This window comes from Alcaligenes sp. EGD-AK7 (genome assembly GCF_000465875.3).
Classification (GTDB): domain Bacteria; phylum Pseudomonadota; class Gammaproteobacteria; order Burkholderiales; family Burkholderiaceae_B; genus Alcaligenes; species Alcaligenes phenolicus.
Genome location: NZ_AVOG02000001.1, coordinates 717608 through 737277, shown reverse-complemented (window position 1 = coordinate 737277; position 19670 = coordinate 717608). Strand labels below are relative to the sequence as shown.

Below are 19670 nucleotides of genomic sequence, written 5' to 3'. Positions count from 1 at the left end.
TTTGCTTGGAACACTTTTTTCAGGATATTAGGAGACACAGAATGAGCGTTAAAATTTTTGACACCCCCGATGTACAAGACTTCCTGCGTTTGGCCTCTGGCCTGGATCAGCCTGGTGGCAATCCACGCGTCAAGCAGATCATGTACCGCATCATCAGCGATCTGTTCAAGACCATTGAGGATCTGGAAATCACCAACGACGAGTACTGGGCAGCCGTGGCTTACCTGAACCGTCTGGGTACGGCCAGCGAAGCCGGTTTGCTTTCTCCCGGTCTGGGCTTTGACCGTTTCCTGGACATGCGCATGGACGCCATGGACAAGGAACTGGGTCTGGACAACGGTACGCCACGCACCATTGAAGGTCCTTTGTACGTGTCGGGCGCTCCTGTGGCGCAAGGTTTTGTTCGCCTGGATGATGGTTCCGATACCGCTGGCGAAACCCTGATCATGCACGGCGTCGTGGCTGGTGCGGACGGCAAGCCTATTGCGGGTGCTCAGGTTGAAGTCTGGCACGCCAATACCAAAGGCTTTTACTCGCACTTTGACCCCACCGGTGAGCAACAGCCCTTCAATATGCGCCGCACCATCATTACCGATGAAAACGGTCGCTACAAGTTCCAGAGCATTGTGCCCAAGGGCTACGGCTGTCCACCGGATGGTCCTACCCAAGGCCTGCTGAACGAGCTGGGCCGTCACGGTAACCGTCCTGCGCACATTCACTTCTTTGTGACGGCTCCTGGCCACCGCAAGTTGACCACGCAGATCAATATCGACGGCGATCCGCTGGTGTACGACGACTTCGCCTACGCTACTCGCGATGGTCTGGTGCCACCGCTGACCGAGCACACGGATCCTGCCCGCATCGCTGCCGAAAACCTGGATGGTCCTTTTGCAGAGATCGTGTTTGATATTTCCTTGACCCCCTTGGTCGATGGCAAGGACAACCAGATCGTGAATCGTCCACGTCTGGCTGCCTAAGTCTTGCTTCGGTCCAGGGCCTGTGTTTGCCAAGTCAAACCAGGCCCTGGACTGACTTGTTTTTGCTGTGCCTGACGTAAGGGCGAAGCCCATCCGTAGCGTCAGTGCTTTATACGGAGAACGGAGTGATCGATAAACAGGTAAGCAGTGTTGCACAGGCTTTGCATGATGTGCAGGACGGCGCCACGATTCTGGTCGGTGGTTTTGGAACGGCTGGCATACCCACAGAGTTGATCGACGGTCTGATCGAGCAAGGCGCTCGCGATCTGACTATCGTCAACAACAACGCGGGTAATGGCGATGTGGGGCTGGCGGCTTTGCTTAAAACAGGCCGGGTTCGCAAAATTATTTGCAGCTTCCCCCGTCAGGCTGATTCCTGGGTATTTGATGACTTGTATCGCAGCGGCAAGATCGAGCTGGAGTTGGTGCCTCAAGGCAATCTGGCCGAACGATTGCGCGCCGCCGGTGCGGGTATCGGTGGCTTTTTCTGCCCCACAGGCTATGGCACAGAATTGGCCAAGGGCAAGGAAACACGTTTGATCAATGGTCGCTGGCATGTCTATGAAGAGCCCATTCATGGAGATGTCGCCCTGATCAAGGCCGAGCGGGGGGACCGTTGGGGGAATTTGACCTACCGCATGGCGGCGCGCAACTTTGGTCCGGTCATGGCGACCGCAGCTCGTACCACCATTGCCAGTGTGTTTGAACTGGCGGAGCTGGGTCAACTGGACCCCGAAACCATTGTGACGCCCGGCATTCATGTGCGTCGCGTTGTGGTGGTGCCACGCAGTCGCACAGAAGCAGGTGGGTTCAAGGCATGAACGGACAGAGCATGAAGGGGGACAGCATGACGCTCAATTATCAGCGCCGTAGTAAAGACGAATTGGCGCAGCGCGTCGCCCAGGACATCCATGACGGCGCCTATGTGAATCTGGGTATTGGCATGCCAACTCTGGTAGCCAACCATTTGCCCGCTGGTGTGGAAGTGGTACTGCATAGCGAGAACGGTATCCTGGGCATGGGCCCGGCACCGGCCGCCGGGCAGGAAGATTACGATTTGATCAATGCGGGCAAGCAAGCGGTGACGCTGCTGCCCGGTGGCGCGTTTTTCCATCATGCCGACAGCTTTGGCATGATGCGTGGCGGCCATCTGGATATTTGTGTGCTGGGCGCTTTCCAAGTGTCGGCAACCGGCGATCTGGCCAACTGGAGCACGGGTGAGCCCGGCGCGATTCCCGCCGTAGGCGGTGCCATGGATCTGGCCATTGGTGCCAAGCAAACCTGGGTCATGATGGATGTGCTGACCAAGCAAGGCGTCAGCAAGCTGGTTGAACAATGCAGCTACCCCTTGACCGGCCTGGCTTGCGTGAAGCGCGTATATACCGATTTGGCCACCCTGGCTTGCACGCCAGAAGGTTTGCAACTGATTGATCTGGTGCCTGGTTTGACGCATGAAGCGCTGGAGGAAATGATTGGTTTGCCCATTGCCGCGGCAAAGCAGGGAGAGGGCCAATGACGGTCAGCCCCAGCGCCTTGAATACCGAGCGGGGCATGTTCCGCGTCAGCGTGGAAGGTGATCCGCTGGCCCCGGCCCTGATTCTGAGCAACTCCCTGGGCACCACGCAAGAGATGTGGGACCCGCAGGTGGCAGGTTTCGCCCAGTCCTATCGTCTGATCCGTTATGACACCCGTGGTCATGGCGGCAGTCCGGTCACGCCTGGCCCATACCGCTTCAAGGATTTGGGGCGTGATGTGCTGGCGATTCTGGATGCGCTGGATATTGAGCGCGCTGCGTTTTGTGGTCTGTCCATGGGTGGTCACACCGGCTTGTGGTTGGGGGTGAATGCCCCGGAGCGTTTGAATGCGCTGATCGTGTGTAATAGCGCTGCCAAGATTGGTACTGCTCAAGCCTGGCAGGAGCGTGCCGAAGCCTTGCGTCAAGGCGGCGCCGCACAGATGCGTACTTTGGCGGATTCGGCGCCTTCGCGATGGTTTGGTGAGGCCTTTATCCAGCAATCGCCGGAGCTGGTAAAAGCGATGCAGGACAGTCTGGCCAAGCTGGACCCGTTGGGTTACGCCGCCTGCTGCGATGCCTTGGCCGAGTCGGATCTGCGTGATCAGATCAGCCGTATTTCGGCACCGACCCTGCTGGTCGCTGGCCAATGGGACCCGGTCACCACGGTGGCCGATGCCCAGGCCATGCAAGCCAATATTCCTGGCTCCAAAGTGGCGGTCGTACCGGCCTCGCATCTGTCCAATCTGGAAGCGCCCGAAGCCTTCGAGCGTGCCGTACTGAATTTTTTAGCCCAGGCCTGAGTGCCCGAGCGCTTGTTTTTAGAAAGGAACACCATGCTTTATCTGGTTCACATGATTGTTGATATCCCTGACTCCCTGCCAGCCGAAGAGGCTGCCCGTATCAAGGCTGAAGAAAAAGCCTACTCGCAGGATCTGCAACGCTCGGGCAAGTGGCCGCATATCTGGCGCGTGGTGGGTCAGTACGCCAACTACAGCGTATTCGATGTAGAGAGCAATGAAGAGCTGCACAATCTGCTCAGCGCCTTGCCCTTGTTCCCTTACATGCAGATTTCCGTGACTCCCTTGGCGACGCACCCGTCGGCTATTTAAGTTACGCAGCAGTAAAAAACTCAGGCTGCGATCCCAGCGCAGCCTGAGCACCGAGTAAAGTTGAGAATTCAAACAAAAAGACTGGGGAGACAAAACGATGGGATTGAAAAGTGGATCGGCGTCGGTCTGGGTGGCCGGATTTTTGTCGGTGTTGATCGCCTATGCCGGTCCTTTGCTGATCTTTATTCAGGCCGCACAAGTGGGCCGAATTGCTGACGCGGAGTTGATCTCCTGGATTTGGGCGATTTCCATAGGCGCTGGTTTGAGCGGTTTGCTCCTGAGCGCGTATTTGAAGCTGCCCATCATTACAGCCTGGTCCGCACCGGGAACGGCTTTGCTGCTGACTCTGTTTCCAGGCATCACCATGCCTGAAGTGGTGGGGGCGTATCTTAGTGCTGCCTTGATTATCGTCGTCATTGGTCTGACAGGCGGTTTTGAAAAGATTCTTTCCTTCATCCCCAAGGGCATTGCTGCGGGCATGATGGCCGGTATTTTGCTCCAGTTCGGTATGGCGGCGTTCAAGTCCAGCAGCGACATGCCCGCCATCGTATTGGTGATGTTGGCGGTGTACTTGCTGGGCAAGCGTTTTTTGCCGCGTTACGCGATTGTGCTGGTGGCCTTGTCCGGATTTGTGATGGCCATGGCCAGCGGGCAAGTACATATGGAAGCGTTCGAGCTGGAGCTGGCCCGCCCGGTGTGGGTTACTCCGGAATTCAATATCGCGACCTTGTTGAGCCTGACCTTGCCCTTGGTGCTGGTCAGTTTGACGGGGCAGTATCTGCCCGGCATGGCGGTCTTGCAGTTGGCGGGTTACCCCACGCCATCGCGCCCCGTGTTGGCTGGCACCGGTTTGGCCTCGATGTTGGTGGCCTGTTTTGGGGGCATCACCATTGTGCTGTCGTCCATTACCGCCGCTTTGTGTACGGGCAAGGATGCCCATCCTGATCCCGACAAGCGCTATGTGGCTGGTATTGCCAATGGCGTGTTTTATCTATTGGGCGGCACCTTTGCCGGCTCGATTGTGTATTTATTTACGGCTTTGCCTGCCTCCTTGATTGCAGCCCTGGCGGGTCTGGCGTTGATAGGGGCCATTGTGGCCAATGTGCGGGTGATGGTCAGTGAAAGCGGCTATATCGAGCCGTCTGTCATCACATTTTTAACCACCGCATCAGGTATGAGCTTGTTTGGACTGGGCGCTGCATTTTGGGGCGTGGTGTTTGGCTTGGTGGCTTATCGCCTGCTTGGGTCCAAACATAAGTGAAACAAAAGGAAGAGACTATGAATCAGTTGGCACTATCCCTTGATCAAGTATTGGAGCCTGTGTTGGCCGTGTTGCCACAGCGCCGCTGGGATCTGGATCGTTTGCGCGTTCTCTTGCAATTGAACGTGCCGCCAACGGTGACCGTAGTCGGTAAATACAATCACGGCAAAAGTCGTCTGCTCAATGAGTTGATGGGCAGTGATGTTTTCAATGTGGCTGATCGCCGTGAAACTGTCGCATTGGCCGAGCATGTGCATGAAGGGGTGCGCTGGCTGGATGCGCCCGGTCTGTACGCAGACGTGGCCTTGCAGGACGATGCTCTGGCGCGTGAAGCCATGGGTTTGCAGGCGGATATTCGTCTGTTCGTCCACGCGGCCAAAGAGGGCGAGCTGGACGCGCTGGAAAACAATTTGCTGCAAGAGCTGGCCGCAGACCATCAACGCTCCCAGCGTCAGAATCTGATGGTCATCAGCCAGATTGACCAGTTGGCCGATGACGAGCAGCAAGAGAAAGTGCTGGGCGCGATTCAGCAGCAGTGTGCCGGTGTGACACTGCACCCCGTGTCCAGCACCCGCTATCGCCAGGGCCGTGATGGTGGCAAGCAGCGCATGCTGGAGAAAAGCGGAATTCCCGCTTTGCAGGCTTCTTTGGAAGCGGCCTTGAAACGTGTGCCGCAAGCCCGCGAGTTCGAGCGTGAAGCCTTGCTGACCGAGCTGACGCAAGAACTGAACGCCTTGCAGCAAACGCAAGAGCAAAGCCTGCATAGCCTGCAGCAGACGCAAAAGCAGCAGCACATTGATTTTGTGGACGGTCTGCGCACGATTCTGGAAGGCATCGAGAAGGATCTGGAGCCGGTAGTCAATGCCCCCGGCGTGGATCATTCCCTGGTGCCGGATACCTTCGAGTTTGGTTTCAAGATGACGGCAGGCAAGCAAGAGCGTGCCCGTTTGCAGATTGCCTATTCGCGTGCGTGTATTGCGATCAATGGGCATCTGGTGGAATACGGTGCCGTAGGCTTGCCAGCGGCCCAACGTACCTCGGTGCGCAGCATGGATACCGTCATGATTGCGGTGATGGGTGTGTCGGTGAAGTACCGAGATGATCTGCGTCGTATTTTCTGCGAGCAGGCGGGTCGCGACAAGCTGGTTCAGGATTTCACCCATTATTTTGAAGTCTCGGATGGCCGTGTTGCTTTGGAGAAGCAGATCGAGGCGACTGAAAATCAGCTTGAGCAAACGCGTCAGGCTTTGGAAGGTCTGTCCACATTGGAGCATGCGTAATGTCGGTGGAAAGCACGTTTATCAAGGCGGTTGCGCAGCTCAATCCTGCCAGTCAGGATATGCAGCCCGCTATTGCCAAGATGGAGCAGTGGCTGGCGGATTTGGGCCAGACGACCGTGGCGCAAGCCTTGTCCTGCACGGCTTTGGCCGAGCAGGGGACATTGGCGCACAGTGCTCGACAACTGAATCAGCAGTTGCAGGAACAAAAAGAGGCCTGGGCGGCTTCCTGGTCTGCATTGGCACCCGCGCAGGAGTTGGCGGATCGTTTCCGCGATCGCATTATGTTGCTGGTGTTTGGCTCCTTTAATGCCGGTAAAAGCTCCTTGTGTAATTTCCTGGCGGACCGCTTTCGTCGTCAGGGTCATAGCGTGGATTTCTTCCGTCTGGCCGATGGGCAGATGCAGCCCATGCCTGAAGGTTTCCAGGAAGGGGCAACAGAAACCACGGTTGCCTTGCAAGGGGTGTGTCTGGGCGAGAAGCTGGTGTTGCTGGATACCCCCGGCTTGCACTCGGCCAATGCGCATAACGCTGCTTTGACACAGCAGTTTCTGGAAAGCACGGATGCGCTCTTGTGGTTGAGCAGTTCCAGCGCACCGGGGCAAGTACAGGAGTTGGGCGATTTGCTGGTGGAATTGCGCCGCAACAAGCCCTTGCTGCCGGTGATTACCCGCAGCGATCGCATCGAGGAAGATGAGATCGACGACGAGATTGTCAAAGTGCTTTGCAACAAGACGGCCGATAACCGCCAGTTGCAGGAAGAGGACGTGATGACGCGGGCAGCGCAGGCCCTGAACCATTGGGGCTTGAGCAGTGACTTGCTCAAACCGGCCTTGTCCCTGTCTGTGCATATGGCGCGCAGTCAGCAGGATGAAGAGCAGGGCTTGGAGCAGGCGGGCTTCGAGCGCTTGTATCTGGCGGTGCAGAACCTGTTGAAGCCTGCCTTGGCATACAAGCAGCGCAAACCTGCCGAGCTGCAATTGCACCATATAGAAGAAGTGATTCTAAGTCCCTTGACGCAAACGCTGGCGCAGGCCGCTGCTCAATTACGTCAGCGTATTGAAGAGCAAACGCTGGTACTGCAAGGAGCCGTGCAAGCTCTGACAGAAGGTACCTGGCGGCGAGTGGTGCCCCAATTGCCCGAAGTACTGGAAAAACATGCCGCCCAGCAAGATGTTGCCGCTGTGCGTACCGAACTTGGCCAGAACTTGAGCGAGGCGTTTGCGGAGTTAAGCCAGACTATCCTGGCGAATTTCCAGTTGATGCAGCCAGACGTGCCGACACTGAATCTGCCTGCGCATATTGGCTATGAAGTGTTCCAGGAGCAGGGGGAAGGGCAAGCGCCGTTGATCGACTACAACCGTCTGTACATGAGCTTGAGTGATGGGGTGATGAATAGTGCCCAGGAGCTGGCGGAACAGATCGTGGAGCAGGCTGAGCAAAGTCTGGAACAGCTCCAGCAAGAGCTGATTCAATTGGAAAATGCTGTGGCTGAACAGGCCCAGGCTTTGGAGGCAATCAAGCATCAATTGCATACTGCCTGAGCTAGTATTCATTCGGTTTTGCATCGCCATGCAAAGCGCAGATAACAGGCTGGATGGCTGTCAAACCCCAAGCTGATTTCATGGATTGTGGCTTATTTGTTGAAATGCTAATGAGAATTGTTAGCATTTCGATATTTATGTTTTAAATCGAAGATGAAGTCGCTATGATGGTTTGTACAGCATCCATGCCTTTGCAAGAGCCGTTTTACGGCTCTTTGCGTCTGTATCAGGCAAACCTGGATTGCGTAATTTTCTGGGGGCGCACGGCTATGAAACCGAAAACAAGCCACTACTTTTCACCCAATAAGGGAAGCTCGCCTAACTGGCGCCAACACCTGCGCCTGTGGGTTGGACTCATCATCTCCATGGGGGGCGTCTGGGCGCTCTGTCATCAGTTCTGGCTGTACGCACAAGATCACCCGGTGGTCTTGCAGGCCCTGGTGGGCGGCTCCATCGCGGCACTGGCCACAGCACTGGGCACCGTGCCCGTCATGTTTTCTCAAACCATGTCGCAGCGTACGCAAGATACGCTGTATGGCTTTGGGGCGGGGGTGATGCTGGCCGCTTGTGCTTTCTCGCTGGTTCTGCCGGGTCTGGAAGCGGCACAGAACCAGCAAGTGTTTGGCGGTGGTGCCTGGGGCGCGGGCTCCGCCGTGGGCCTGTCCATCTTGTTGGGGGCTGCAGCCTTGATGCTGCTTGATCGCATCCTGCCGCACGAACACTTCATCAAAGGGCGTGAAGGTCCTGGCAGTACGACGTCCACCAAGCTGCGCCGTACCTGGCTGTTTGTGATCGCCATTACGCTGCACAACTTCCCGGAAGGTCTGGCCATTGGCGTGGGCTATGTGGGCAATGAAGGGGTGCGTGCCAATGCGTTGGCTACGGGTATTGCCATTCAGGACGTGCCTGAAGGTTTGGTGGTGGCACTGGCCTTGCTGGCTGCCGGTTACAGCCGTACTTTCTCCGTCGTTTTGGGCATGGCCAGTGGCTTGGTTGAGCCGGTAGGGGCGGTGCTGGGTGCGGTGGCCGTCAGCAGCTCGCTGGTGCTTCTGCCTTTTGGTCTGGGCTTTGCAGCGGGTGCCATGCTGTTTGTCATCAGCCACGAGATCATTCCCGAATCGCACCGGCAAGGACATGAAACCTTTGCAACCGGCGGTTTGATGATCGGTTTTGTCTTGATGATGTTGCTGGATACGGCCTTGGGATAAGCAAGTCCACGCGGAGAAATAGCCTGAACAAGCTTGTCTTGTTTCAGGCTATTTTTTTGGTTTTGGCTGTAGCCCCGCGCATGAATGCCTGGCAAGGCTGTGCCCGACAAGGTTTTTGCTCCATAGCTGCTGAACCCTGCATGGCCACAGCACAGCAAGCAGTCCAAACATCAGCCCATAAAGACCTATACTAAGGCCCCTGTTCGGGGCAGTCCCGTACTTGTTTTTTTATCCCGCCTCGTCAGAGCATCTTTTGTCTGCCCAGGCGCTTCTTTGGCAGTGACTTCCAGCATGCTACGCATAGACAATCTCAGTAAAAACTATGGCGATTACCCCGTTTTCAAAGGGCTGACTCATACATTTCAGCCTGGCTGCGTGGCGCTCTGTGAAGAAGACAGTACCGGCAAATCTACCTTGCTGAACATCATTGCAGGCTTGCTCAAACCGGATGCGGGGGAAGTGTGGATAGACGGGCACTCGCTGATGCAAACGCCCCGACAAGCCCGCGCTCGTATGGCTTATGTACCCGACAACTGCATGCTGTTTCCGTCCCAGACGGGCCGTGAACTGTTGGCGCAAATCGCCGCAGAAAAGAACACCCATGTGGATGACAATGCGCTGGATCTGGCCTGCCGATTAGGGCTGGAGCCACACTTGGACAAGCGCTTTGAGCAGATGTCGACAGGCACGCGCCGCAAGGTATTTCTGACGGCGGCGGCCTTGGGTGACCCGGCAGTGATCATTGCCGATGGCCCCAGCAATGGCCTGGATACGCAGGCTCGTGCCGCTTTGGCGGAGCAGTTCCAGATCTGGTCGCAAGACCGTGTTGTGCTGTTCGCCAGCTACGATGCCGAGTTGGTTGAGGCTTGCGGAGCAGAAATAATCAATATTGCCGAGCTGGTTTAGACCTTGGGCAGTGCCCGCTATCTACAAGTCGATCAGCCTGAAGAAAGAGGCAGAGAACGCTTTGGAAAACAAGCGTCCTCTGCCTCTTTTGCCGTGAGTGTTCCCTGATCAGCCCATAAATTCGGCAATCCTACGGATTCTTTCCGCCGTTCAGATCCCTACTATGGTTCTGCCAAACAAACCAAAAGAAAGGAGACGACATGGCAACAGGATATATTTGGAACACACTTTACGGCTGGGTAGATACGGGGACGGGCAGTCTTGCCTCGGCCAATCTGGGTGCCCGTTTACAGCCGATCAGCCACCACTTGGCCCATCCCGATACGAAGCGCCGCTTTCACGAGCTGGTTTGCGCCTCCGGGCAAATTGATCATCTGACTAGCATCCAGGCCAAGCCTGCACGCGACAAGGATATTTTGCGTGTGCATACGGCAGAGCATCTGGAAAACATGAAGCGTGTGAGTGCCTTGCCAACCGGCGGCGACACCGGCGACGGCATCACCACCATGGGTAATGGCGGCCTTGAAATTGCCATGCTTTCTGCCGGTGGCGCCATTGAGATGGTCAAGAAAGTGGTCAGTCGTGAAGTCAGTAATGGCTACGCACTGGTAAACCCACCCGGCCACCACGCACCCCGTGCTGGTGCGATGGGTTTTTGCATTTTTAATAACACCTCGGTGGCCGCGGCGTACGCTCGCGAAGAACTGGGCCTGGATCGTGTCGCGATTCTGGATTGGGACGTGCATCACGGTAATGGTACGCAGGATATCTGGTGGAATGACCCTTCGGTTCTGACCATTTCCCTTCACCAGCATCTATGCTTCCCGGCCAATAGTGGTTTTACGACTGAGCGCGGCGAGGGCGAAGGCTTGGGCTACAACCTGAATATCCCATTGCCTCCTGGCGGTGGGAATGCCGCCTACCTCTATGCCATGGAAAAAGTGGTACTGCCTGCGCTGCGCGCCTATAAACCGCAGCTGATTATCGTGGGCTCGGGCTTTGATGCCAGCATGATGGACCCGCTGGCACGCATGATGGTGACGGCTTCCGGTTTCCGTCAGATGGCACGTCAAATTATCGACTGCGCCGAGGAAGTGTGTGAAGGTCGTATCGCTTTTGTGCAGGAAGGGGGGTACAGCCCGCATTACTTGCCATTCTGCGGTCAGGCTGTCATCGAGGAGCTGACCGGTGTACGTACGCTGGCTGATCCTTACGCGGACTTTCTGGGCGGGATGGGCGGCGATACGCTACTGGATGCGGAACGTGCTTGCGTGGACGAAGCCGCAGGCTTGTTGAGCGGTCTACGCTAATACGCTGTGATGTTCATGGTTTGAACGCTACCCCGGACCTTGTCGTTTAATGGCAGAGTCCGGGCACGGCAGCCAGGATAGCACCATGCGCATCCGGCACATACCAGTGATTCAGAGCCGCTTTAACAGCGGCTTCTGTGCGTCTGGTAATGCCCAGCTTGCGCAGCAAGGACGTGACATGCGAATGCACAGTGCGTTCGCTTAAAAACAGACTGGCCGCAATTTCCCGGTCGGTATAGCCCGTTACCAGCCAGCCAAGTACTTGCATTTCCTTGGCACTGAGCGCGGCGGGCAAGGGAGCGGGGACCAGTCGAACCAGAACATCCCCCTTGGGAAAACGCTGTGCTTGCAGTCGATAGCTTCGTTTGCCTTCCAACCAGAACGCTTGCAAGGTTGAGGTCTCCTGGCCCATGAAGGACAAGGCTTTAGCCAGTGCGGGGCTGAATTGGGAGGCATTGGAGAGCATGTCTTCACGCATGATCAGGCTGCCTGCCTGTGGCACCAAATGCAAGACGATGCCGTTTTGCGCGACCATGTTTTGCATGGCCTCTTCCAGCAGGATTTTTGCGCCCAGCGCCAGCGTGCGGACGTGGCGATTGAAGCTGCCGGCCTGTTGGGAAGAAAAGTGAATCATCCCCAGATAGGAATCCCCTCGCTGCAGTTCTACCGTCATGCCATCCTGAAATCCACCACGCAGCAGAGCATCGGTATAGATAGCAGTGCTGCGAAAAGGAGGATCCATGGTGTCCGAGCACTCGGAAATGGAGGGGGGCAGCAAATCGTGGGGAGAGGCTTGCGCCGTAAATCCGGGTGGATAGATTTGCGGAAAGCCTGTCCCCAAGGCAGAGGCACAGTTCAGGTTATAGCCTTCACAATGCAATTCCAGATGCGTACGGCTTTGTGGTGCACAGCCCAGAAGCTGCACCGCATCGAAGTGAAACAGGGAGCGTAGGGATTGAATACGATCGCAGAGACTCAACATGTGGGGGCCTGGGGATGTGTGTGGTAAGGGCGCTAACAATCAACATAGCGTTTGGTGATGCACTGCGCAATTGGGCCAAACCCAGGCGTGGATGCTGGACTGTGTAGGGATGTGCCCCTAAAGCCAAAACCCTCCGAAAGTGGAGGGTTGCTTGGAAAGGCGACAAGCTAAAGTGCTTGTTGCTACCTGTCTCCGAGTAAGGCGACAGGGTTTGACGGGGCGTAAAACCGCTTTATTTAACGGCTTCCAGGTATCGTCTCAGCACTTCGGGCCAATTAATCACATTGAAAAAGGCCGCAATGTATTCAGGCCGACGATTCTGATACTTCAGGTAGTAGGCGTGTTCCCACACGTCCAGGCCCAGTATGGGTGTGTTGCCGTGCATCAGTGGGCTGTCCTGATTGCCGGTGCTCTCTACCACCAGCTTCTTTTCCGGGGTGACACTGAGCCAAGCCCAGCCACTACCAAAACGTGAGATCGCCGCTTTGGTAAAGGCATCCTTGAATGTCTCGAAACCGCCCAGATCCCGGTCTATGGCATAAGCCAGATCGTTGGGAAGGGTGCTATCGGCATCGGGCGTCATGACGGTCCAGAACAAGCTGTGGTTGGCATGACCGCCACCATTGTTGCGCACGACATTGCGCAGGGATTCAGGCAAGGTGTCCAGCCCGGCTACCAGCTCATCAATAGGCGGGTAGGGCAAGTTGGCCGCTTCCAGTGCCGCATTCAGATTATTGATATAGGTCTGATGATGTTTGCTGTAGTGAATCTCCATGGTCTGGGTGTCGATATGCGGCTCCAGAGCATGGTAGGCATAAGGCAGGGCAGGTAAGGTGTAAGACAAGACGCACTCCTCGATAAACCCCAGGCCGGTGGCGCCTGGGGGACAGAATGAAACTAATGAGAAAAAGAGCGTTCCTGCGGGCTGACCGCCCCTAAGAACAGGGCAGAGCAGGTAGGGACATGATGGGGGTAGCGTCGCGCATAGCGGGCCAGTTCGGCATAAGTGCGGCGGCTGTGTTGCCAGGCAGCCATGCGCCAGTCGTCCGCCAGACGGGTATTGGCAGCGGCGCAGCACAAGGTTTCATGAGCTGTGCACAGGTGCAGACCCTGTTCGTCACTTTGACCCAGTTGCTCGCAGGCATCGGCCAGATTCAAATGGGCAATGACCCAGGCGGCAATGGTGGCGTCGGCCCCTTCGCAAGAGCCAAACAGCAGCGGTTTCACATACGCACGAGCTTGCTGATAGTGCGTGATGGCATCGGTGTAATTGTGGGATTGAAAGGCCTGGTTGCCCTGTGTGATCAAATTGCGCCAGGAGGCCAGTTCGTCGCGTTGGGTAAGAGCGTGTTGGGACTGTTGGGCGAGTGTCTGCATGCATTGCTCCTGATAAAAGGTAGCGCATCAATAATGAAATTAATGATAATGATTTGCATTTATATTATCAAGGTAATCCCAAAAGCAAATCGTAAGCAGATCAAACGTCAGGCAAAAAAGGAGGGGGAGCACTTCTTAAAGCCAATATCAGTGCGGCTTTGTGGGCAGGGTGAGCGTGCTTAGGTGTATACCCTGTAGCGTCAATATTCTTGTTTCAGATCAAGCCCCAGTTGGCTGCAGGACAAGAAAAAAGGCTGAAAGCCCGGGAGCTTTCAGCCTTGATTTCCGCTTGTCTGAACCGTCTTAACGACGTTTTACCGACAGCTCATATTCCATATCCTGGTCGTAACTACCCAAGGACATGGCTTTGACTTCGTATTCGCCCGCTTCCAGCTGGACTTCCAGACGTGCGTTCATGTCGCCGCCGCTATCATCGTCTTCAGCAACGGTTTGACCGTCTTTACGCAGCACCAGGTAGGTATCGAAGATAGGCGAGGTCATGTCAATGACGTAGCTGCCAGGTTGACGTACGGTCAACTGGTAGCTGTCGCTGGTGATGCCTTGCAGCATCAGAGCCTGGCGAGGCTCACCCACACGGATGGTTCCGCCGCCGGCATTGGCAGGGACTTCATCAGCCGAGGCGGACAGGGCAAACAGACCAGCCTGGTTGGAGCCAGAAATCTTCACCTGGTGTTCGCCTGCAGCCAGTACGCCGCGGACGCGTTGTTGGCCGGCTTCATCACCGTATTGGTTGGCACTGGTGGAATCTACTTCCAGTGTGGCCTGGAAGCCTTGGGCGTCCATTTGCACGGTGACCAGTTTGGGTTCGGACAAGGTGAAGCTGTAGGTTTGGGTTTCACCCGTGAACAGACCGGTTTTGCCATCGCCGTCCAGAGTCAGACTGTCGCCGTTTTTCAGCTCGATCTCGCCGGTCATTTCTTCGGGCTTGATCTCCAGCGAGAAGCCGCCCTGGAAGTTTTGTGCGCCCATGGCCGAGCTGGCCTGAACAATGTACTCACCGGCTTTCAGGTACACCTGCAAGCGTGCATCGGTACCGCCACCGCTGTCATCGTCCGAGGCCAATTCCATGCCGCGACGATCCATCAGCTTCAGATAGGCGTCCATGCTGTTTTGCTCGGCCTTCATGGCCAGGCTGTACAAGCCGTCCTTGTCGATATTCAAGCGGTAACGCTTCTGGCCGCCCAGTGCCCAGTCATGAATGGTCTGGTCTTGAGTCAAAGGCTCGCCGGTGTAGGCTTTCAGGGTATCGACGACGACCTGGAACGGACCGTAGGAACTGGTGTTGAAGCCGCTGACAACCACTTGGTAGGTGTCGTTGAAATCCGCCTTGAAGCCCAGTGTGGTGGCCTGGCCTTTGGTTTCGCTATCGGGGCAGTCTTCGCAGCGCTGAGTACGAGTGACCAGTTCGCCGTTGCGCAGCACGCTGATTTGCGGGCGCAGGGGGCCACTTACGCTGATCTTGATGATCTGGCCGGCTTCAGCCTTCACATCAAACAGGCTGCTGCGTACGCCATCGCTCAGGTTCAAGAAGCTCTTGCTGGTCAATTCGCCGGAGACGGATTGGCCCAATACCAGGGTTTGAGCAGCACCTATGCTGCTGGGGGCGCTGCTGACCGGGCCGCTGGCCGGTACGGGTACGTTTTTGGCGTAATAAATCGCGCCACCGGCGCCGATGACGACGCCCAACAGGGCTGCAAATAAGGTAGTTGGCTTCATGATCTCTGAAGAGTAGCTAAAAGAGTAAGGCACCGATAAGCCGGCAGCCGTTAGCGGGCGATTGTACTGGAGCTGAGAGAGCCAGCGCACACTGTTGCAACAAGATACTACGATATGGCCCTGGATTCCGGGTTTATGGTTGGGGCTTGGATCAATAACTGGATTCGTTTCCTGGCCCGGCTTTGTCTTGAAAGCCCGGCGCATGCCTGCGTACTTTGTTACGTTTTAAGCGGATGCTTCGCTCCTCAAGGCTGCACATAGTCTTGGCTGATGAAGGCAGGGGCCTCGCTAAAGGACTGTCCACCTCCTGGTGGTGGAGCCTGGGTCAGTGCTACTTGCACCCATTTGCCGTGACGGCGTTCCAGTAATCGATAGCGCTGCTCGGGACCAATCGGACGACTGGCCAGGTAAAGGGTGCCGTTTTGTTTGTACAGAACGGGCTGGGACGCGGATTGCTTGTCCACTTCCTGTTCCTGCTCTTGATCAAGCAGCACAATGGCACCACCCGGACTCTTTTGAATCGCCACAACAACCTGTTCTTTTTCGCCCAGGCTAAGAGCGGGCGTGCCTACGTAGTTCAAACCCAGATCTTGCGGATGAGACCAGCGCTGCTGGCTGTCTTGGCTCAGGCGCTGCAAGTGCTGGCTCTGGCGATCGCGCATATACAGCTCAATCTGACCTTGCGCATTCAGGATAGAAGCCAGTCCGCCGCTGATGGGAGGGACCGGAATCGCTTGCCAGGCCTGCCATTTCGAATCATTTTGCTGAGAGGTCTGGAAAAGCTGGCCTTGCAGATTGCTGGCAAAGACATGGGTGCGTCCCTGTTTATCCAGGCTTAGAGTGGCGGGGTAGGCGGCCTGATCCAGTGCAGGGAGGGCTTTCCAGGCACTCCAGCCGTAATCAGGCTGGCGGGCGGCGCTCCAGTAAAAGCGGCCATCGGTGCCCATGGCCAAGGCCTGGCTGTCACGGCGGCTGACCATCGGTGTGTGCAGTACGCGTGGGCCGGGTATTTTTTGCCAGGCGAGCCAGTCGTCCTCATCGGGGGCACGGCTGAACCAGACTTGCCCGCTTGCATCGCGTGCAAACAGGCCGGGGCTGCCGTCTGCATACTGGAAGGCGTTCAAGGCATCCGCTGTGCGTCCGCCCAGGGTGGTCCAGCGCTGTTCTTGCACATCCCATTGATTGATGGCGTCGTTTTGTTCACCCGAGACGAAAAAGCTGAGCCTGCCTTCCTTGTCACTTAACAGGCTGGCCGGATAGTCGGCACGGCTGGTGTAGTAACTACGTTGTACCCAGGCGGCGGCAGGACCAGCGGGTTCCTGGCACACAGCGGGGCCTTTGCAGGCGTGTTGATCATGCCAGGCGTAGCGCCGGAAAATCTCGGTTTTGCTGTGAATTTCATTCAAGGTCAGATTGCGGGCCTGTTCTTGAATCGGGTAGTCCACATAGCCAATTTGCGCGTAATTGCCGGGGGCGGCCAGCATGGCTTCCCGAACCAGTCGGGCGCTGGCGATATGGTCCGGGTGCCCGTGTCCGCTACAACGCCAGCACAGCTGGGTGTAAGGCACGGGATTGGTGTCATCCAGATAGCGAACGCTGGTAGGCCGATACAGTCGTATCAAGGCCGCCAGCGTTTGAACCAGCTGCTCGCGGTTCAATGTTTGTTGAGGACTATCCAGTGTTTGTACGGTTTGGCCGGGTACGGATTCTGCACGGCTCAAGGGAGTCAGGCTTCCCCAGCCGGGGCCCAGCCACGGGTCTTGCAGACGCAAATGACTAAGCTGAATGCCCGGCCGGGCTCGCAAGGTAAATTGCGCGATCGAGGCACTGCCGACCATCAAGCGGGTTTGCTGCCATTCATTGACCAGCCCGGCCATATAGGCATAGGCGGCGCGCACACCTTGCTCGCGGCTGTACATATATTCCAGCCCGCCTTTGCGTTCACTGGCGGTCAGATACAGAACCTGCATGCAGCCACCTGCCTGGATATTGCTGGACAGGTCCGGGTTCATGAACAGCAGATCGTCATCCATATGGCCCACGACGACCAGATCCCGGCTGCCGTGACAAGCGTCGGCGGCCTGGGCAGAAAACGACAAGAGCAAAGCACACAGTCCGCCAAGCAGCCTGTGTTTCAGGGAAGGACCAGCCGAAAAGGCGAGATACATGAGGATGAGAGCGCGGAATAAACAAGGATCAGAACGATCCGTCCCGCGTTGCTTGCAGAGGGTGCAAGCAACGTGCCTGCTTAGTATAAGCAGGCACGGTCAGGCAGAAAATAAAGATAAACGGTGCCAGGGACTTTGCTTTTTAAAGTGTGGCGCCGACGCTGCGATCAGTTCAATCTGGGGCGAATCAACATGGGGGCAAACTGATGCAGGTAATTGAGCATGGCCAGAATCCAGCATAGGCCAGCCGCATGCAGCAAGGGCAGGCTCCAACTGCTTGGGATCAGGGCCAGCAAGCGCAAGACGCAGGCGGCAATCAGGAAACCGTAACCCAGCACCACTTTGGGTGTAGCACGCAAGGGGCGGCCTAAATGACCCAGGGCAGTACGGGTCAGCATGCCAATAATCATCACGCTGAAACCTGCCAGACCCACAATATGTACCGGCCAGGCTGCGCGCAGAATCCAGCCTGCTTCATATGCCGCAGCACTTAATAGACCCAGTGCCAGACCGGCATAGCCCAGGTACAGAATCCACAGCAGTGGCGTATTGCGGCTGGCCCAGGGTTTCCAGCGTACCCACTGGAAGCAGGCGATCAAGCCCAAAGCGGCCAGAACCAGGGCTAAAGGCAAACGCCAGGGGCTTAGCGACAAGGCAATGGCGATGGCACTCAAGCCCATTTGCCAATGGCCGCTACGAGTTTGAGCAGGCAGGCTCAGGCCCGGCAAGGCGCGCATGGCAAAGAAAGGGATGATGCGACGGGCAATCAACAAGGTGATCAAGCCCATGGTCCAGAAGCCGCTGTAGAAGTAGGGCATGGGGTCTTGCCCTTGCATCAGGCTGTACATGAACAGAGCATGGCTAAGACCCAAAGCCAGCATGGCGAGCGGAATACCGTAATTGCGCTTGTTGCGGGCGATCAGGATGACGCGCCCCAGTTCAGCTGCGGCAATGGCAAAAAAGAGGGCATCGAGCAGCAATGCCGCCATCATGCCATGGGGAAGTAGCAGGCTGAAGCGCGCCAGAATCCAGATCAGACACAAGGCCCCTAAAGAGGGGCCACGCAAGGTGGGTTGCCCCGTCCAGGTGGCGCTGGCAGTCAGCAAAAATCCCACGGCAATGGTGCCGATAAAGGCCCAGAGCATTTCATGGGCGTGCCAGTACAGGGAAGGGATGGCCGCATTGGCCAGCCATCCGGGCGTATAGAGCCAGAGCGCAATGCTGGCAGCGCCCCAAAGCGTGGCTAAAAGATAAAGGGGACGAAACCCCAGTTCCAGGAATGCGCGCCATTCTGGGCGGGTAGAGGCGGGGGAGGCGGTCAAAGGAGTCATGGCAGATCAGTTATAAGATGTATTTTAAATATATCTTAAAGGCCGAATAAAACATAGTCTCTTCAAGTGATGTTCAGCCTTATTCTTTGTCGCTCATATCCAGGGTGCTGTCTATCATCTTGCGCAGCAGATAGACGATGGCCACGCGTTCTGCGGGGTTCAGATTGCCCATGGTCAGTTCGCTGATGGTATGGGCGCGAGGGATGACACGATCGAGCAGGTCCAGCCCTTCCTGGGTCAGCTCCACAATGACCTTGCGTCTGTCGTCCTTGTCCGGTGCCAGTTCAATCAGGTTGCGTGATTTCAGGCGCTGAATAATGCCCCGTATGGTGGCCTGGTCGACCGCGGTCGCTTCGACCAGCTCGGTTTGCGAGCTGGGTCCATGGTCGCGCAGAGCGCAGAGCGTCACGAACTGAATCGCAGTTAGTTGGCTGTCGCCCACGTAATGCTGAAAGATGGCCGTATGCCGCTGGCCCGCCTTGCGCAGCAGGTGGCCGATTTGTTCGGTGACATCGTAGGACAAGGTTTGAGGCTCAGAAACGGGGGAGGTAGGCTGCATAGTCTTTCTGTCTTGTTGTGGAATGGGCAGGCCAGTTAAAGAACAACTGAGCAAGTATACCTTCCCGAGGACCGGTTCACGTCTGATCCAGATCAGTTATTTCGCGTTTAAAGCATCTGTTATTTCAGGGTATGCACCGCAATAAATGAGTCTACACACTGTTAAATCGGAAAATTAAATAAATTTGAAGTATGGATATTCAAGGCTCGTTTTTGTTTTTGATTTTTTAATTAACTTGTTGATATTGTTGTTTTAATAGCTTGTTTAAAGCTTCTTTATAGGCTGTTTAAATCCCCTTTGGGTAGGTATAAACCCTAGCTCAATCACCTGTTTTCATGCTTAAACTTAGTGTGTACACTACTAAAAAACATGTGGTGAGCACTTTTGATGAGTGCCGTGATTTGGAGC

General features: G+C 56.2%; 18 protein-coding genes. 11 read left to right on the top strand and 7 right to left on the bottom strand.

Translation table 11 applies throughout. The features are described from left to right. Nucleotides 1-41 precede the first annotated feature (41 nt). The 11 genes from catA (at nt 42) to N879_RS03375 (ending at nt 11108) form a co-directional block, all read left to right on the top strand. Nucleotides 42-977: a catechol 1,2-dioxygenase gene (catA, locus tag N879_RS03425; protein ID WP_009454566.1), complete on the top strand. Its 936-nt coding sequence runs from the start codon at nt 42-44 to the stop codon at nt 975-977. Nucleotides 978-1102: 125 nt separating this feature from the next. Beyond that, nucleotides 1103-1798 (top strand): 3-oxoacid CoA-transferase subunit A, encoded by a 696-nt coding sequence (locus N879_RS03420; RefSeq protein WP_009454565.1) that lies wholly within the window; start codon nt 1103-1105, stop codon nt 1796-1798. Nucleotides 1799-1824: 26 nt separating this feature from the next. After that, on the top strand, nt 1825-2493 hold the full coding sequence (locus N879_RS03415) for a 3-oxoacid CoA-transferase subunit B (RefSeq protein WP_035268747.1): 669 nt from the start codon (nt 1825-1827) through the stop codon (nt 2491-2493). Continuing rightward, nucleotides 2490-3293: a 3-oxoadipate enol-lactonase gene (gene pcaD / locus N879_RS03410; RefSeq protein WP_009454561.1), complete on the top strand. Its 804-nt coding sequence runs from the start codon at nt 2490-2492 to the stop codon at nt 3291-3293. Before N879_RS03415 ends, pcaD begins: the two co-directional genes overlap by 4 nt. Nucleotides 3294-3326: 33 nt before the next feature. Then, the gene (gene catC, locus N879_RS03405) at nt 3327-3602 is read left to right on the top strand and encodes a muconolactone Delta-isomerase (RefSeq protein ID WP_009454559.1); all 276 of its coding nucleotides are present in this window, start codon (nt 3327-3329) and stop codon (nt 3600-3602) included. Between the two features lie 97 nt (nt 3603-3699). Continuing rightward, nucleotides 3700-4863 (top strand): benzoate/H(+) symporter BenE family transporter, encoded by a 1164-nt coding sequence (locus N879_RS03400; protein ID WP_009454557.1) that lies wholly within the window; start codon nt 3700-3702, stop codon nt 4861-4863. A 17-nt stretch (nt 4864-4880) separates the two neighbouring features. Next, nucleotides 4881-6143, top strand: coding sequence for a GTPase (locus N879_RS03395; protein WP_009454555.1), 1263 nt, complete (start codon nt 4881-4883; stop codon nt 6141-6143). After that, entirely contained in the window at nt 6143-7684 is a 1542-nt protein-coding gene (locus N879_RS03390) for a GTPase (protein ID WP_009454553.1), read from the top strand. The genes N879_RS03395 and N879_RS03390 overlap by 1 nt, the downstream gene beginning before the upstream one ends. 365 nt (nt 7685-8049) lie before the next feature. Further along, nucleotides 8050-8892, top strand: coding sequence for a ZIP family metal transporter (locus tag N879_RS03385; protein WP_371477530.1), 843 nt, complete (start codon nt 8050-8052; stop codon nt 8890-8892). A gap of 291 nt (nt 8893-9183) precedes the next feature. Further along, a complete protein-coding gene (locus tag N879_RS03380) occupies nt 9184-9798 on the top strand; it encodes an ABC transporter ATP-binding protein (protein ID WP_021446678.1) in 615 nt (204 codons plus the stop codon). A gap of 200 nt (nt 9799-9998) precedes the next feature. After that, nucleotides 9999-11108: a class II histone deacetylase gene (locus N879_RS03375; protein WP_009454546.1), complete on the top strand. Its 1110-nt coding sequence runs from the start codon at nt 9999-10001 to the stop codon at nt 11106-11108. Nucleotides 11109-11154: 46 nt separating this feature from the next. Here the strand turns inward: N879_RS03375 and N879_RS03370 are convergent, their stop codons facing one another. From N879_RS03370 to N879_RS03340, 7 genes are all read right to left on the bottom strand, one after another. Then, on the bottom strand, nt 11155-12090 hold the full coding sequence (locus tag N879_RS03370; protein ID WP_009454544.1) for a helix-turn-helix domain-containing protein: 936 nt from the start codon (nt 12088-12090) through the stop codon (nt 11155-11157). A 232-nt stretch (nt 12091-12322) separates the two neighbouring features. After that, the gene (locus N879_RS03365) at nt 12323-12934 is read right to left on the bottom strand and encodes a superoxide dismutase (RefSeq protein WP_009454542.1); all 612 of its coding nucleotides are present in this window, start codon (nt 12932-12934) and stop codon (nt 12323-12325) included. Between the two features lie 53 nt (nt 12935-12987). Continuing rightward, on the bottom strand, nt 12988-13467 hold the full coding sequence (locus N879_RS03360; protein ID WP_021446677.1) for a hypothetical protein: 480 nt from the start codon (nt 13465-13467) through the stop codon (nt 12988-12990). Nucleotides 13468-13770: 303 nt separating this feature from the next. Beyond that, nucleotides 13771-15204: a hypothetical protein gene (locus tag N879_RS03355; protein ID WP_009454537.1), complete on the bottom strand. Its 1434-nt coding sequence runs from the start codon at nt 15202-15204 to the stop codon at nt 13771-13773. Nucleotides 15205-15449: 245 nt separating this feature from the next. Next, nucleotides 15450-17372: a PIG-L family deacetylase gene (locus tag N879_RS03350; protein ID WP_082453572.1), complete on the bottom strand. Its 1923-nt coding sequence runs from the start codon at nt 17370-17372 to the stop codon at nt 15450-15452. A gap of 167 nt (nt 17373-17539) precedes the next feature. Then, nucleotides 17540-18703 carry an NnrS family protein gene (locus tag N879_RS03345; protein WP_009454535.1) on the bottom strand — a complete coding sequence of 388 codons (1164 nt, stop codon included), beginning with the start codon at nt 18701-18703 and terminating at the stop codon, nt 17540-17542. A gap of 79 nt (nt 18704-18782) precedes the next feature. Next, a complete protein-coding gene (locus tag N879_RS03340; RefSeq protein WP_009454533.1) occupies nt 18783-19262 on the bottom strand; it encodes a MarR family winged helix-turn-helix transcriptional regulator in 480 nt (159 codons plus the stop codon). Nucleotides 19263-19670 lie beyond the last annotated feature (408 nt).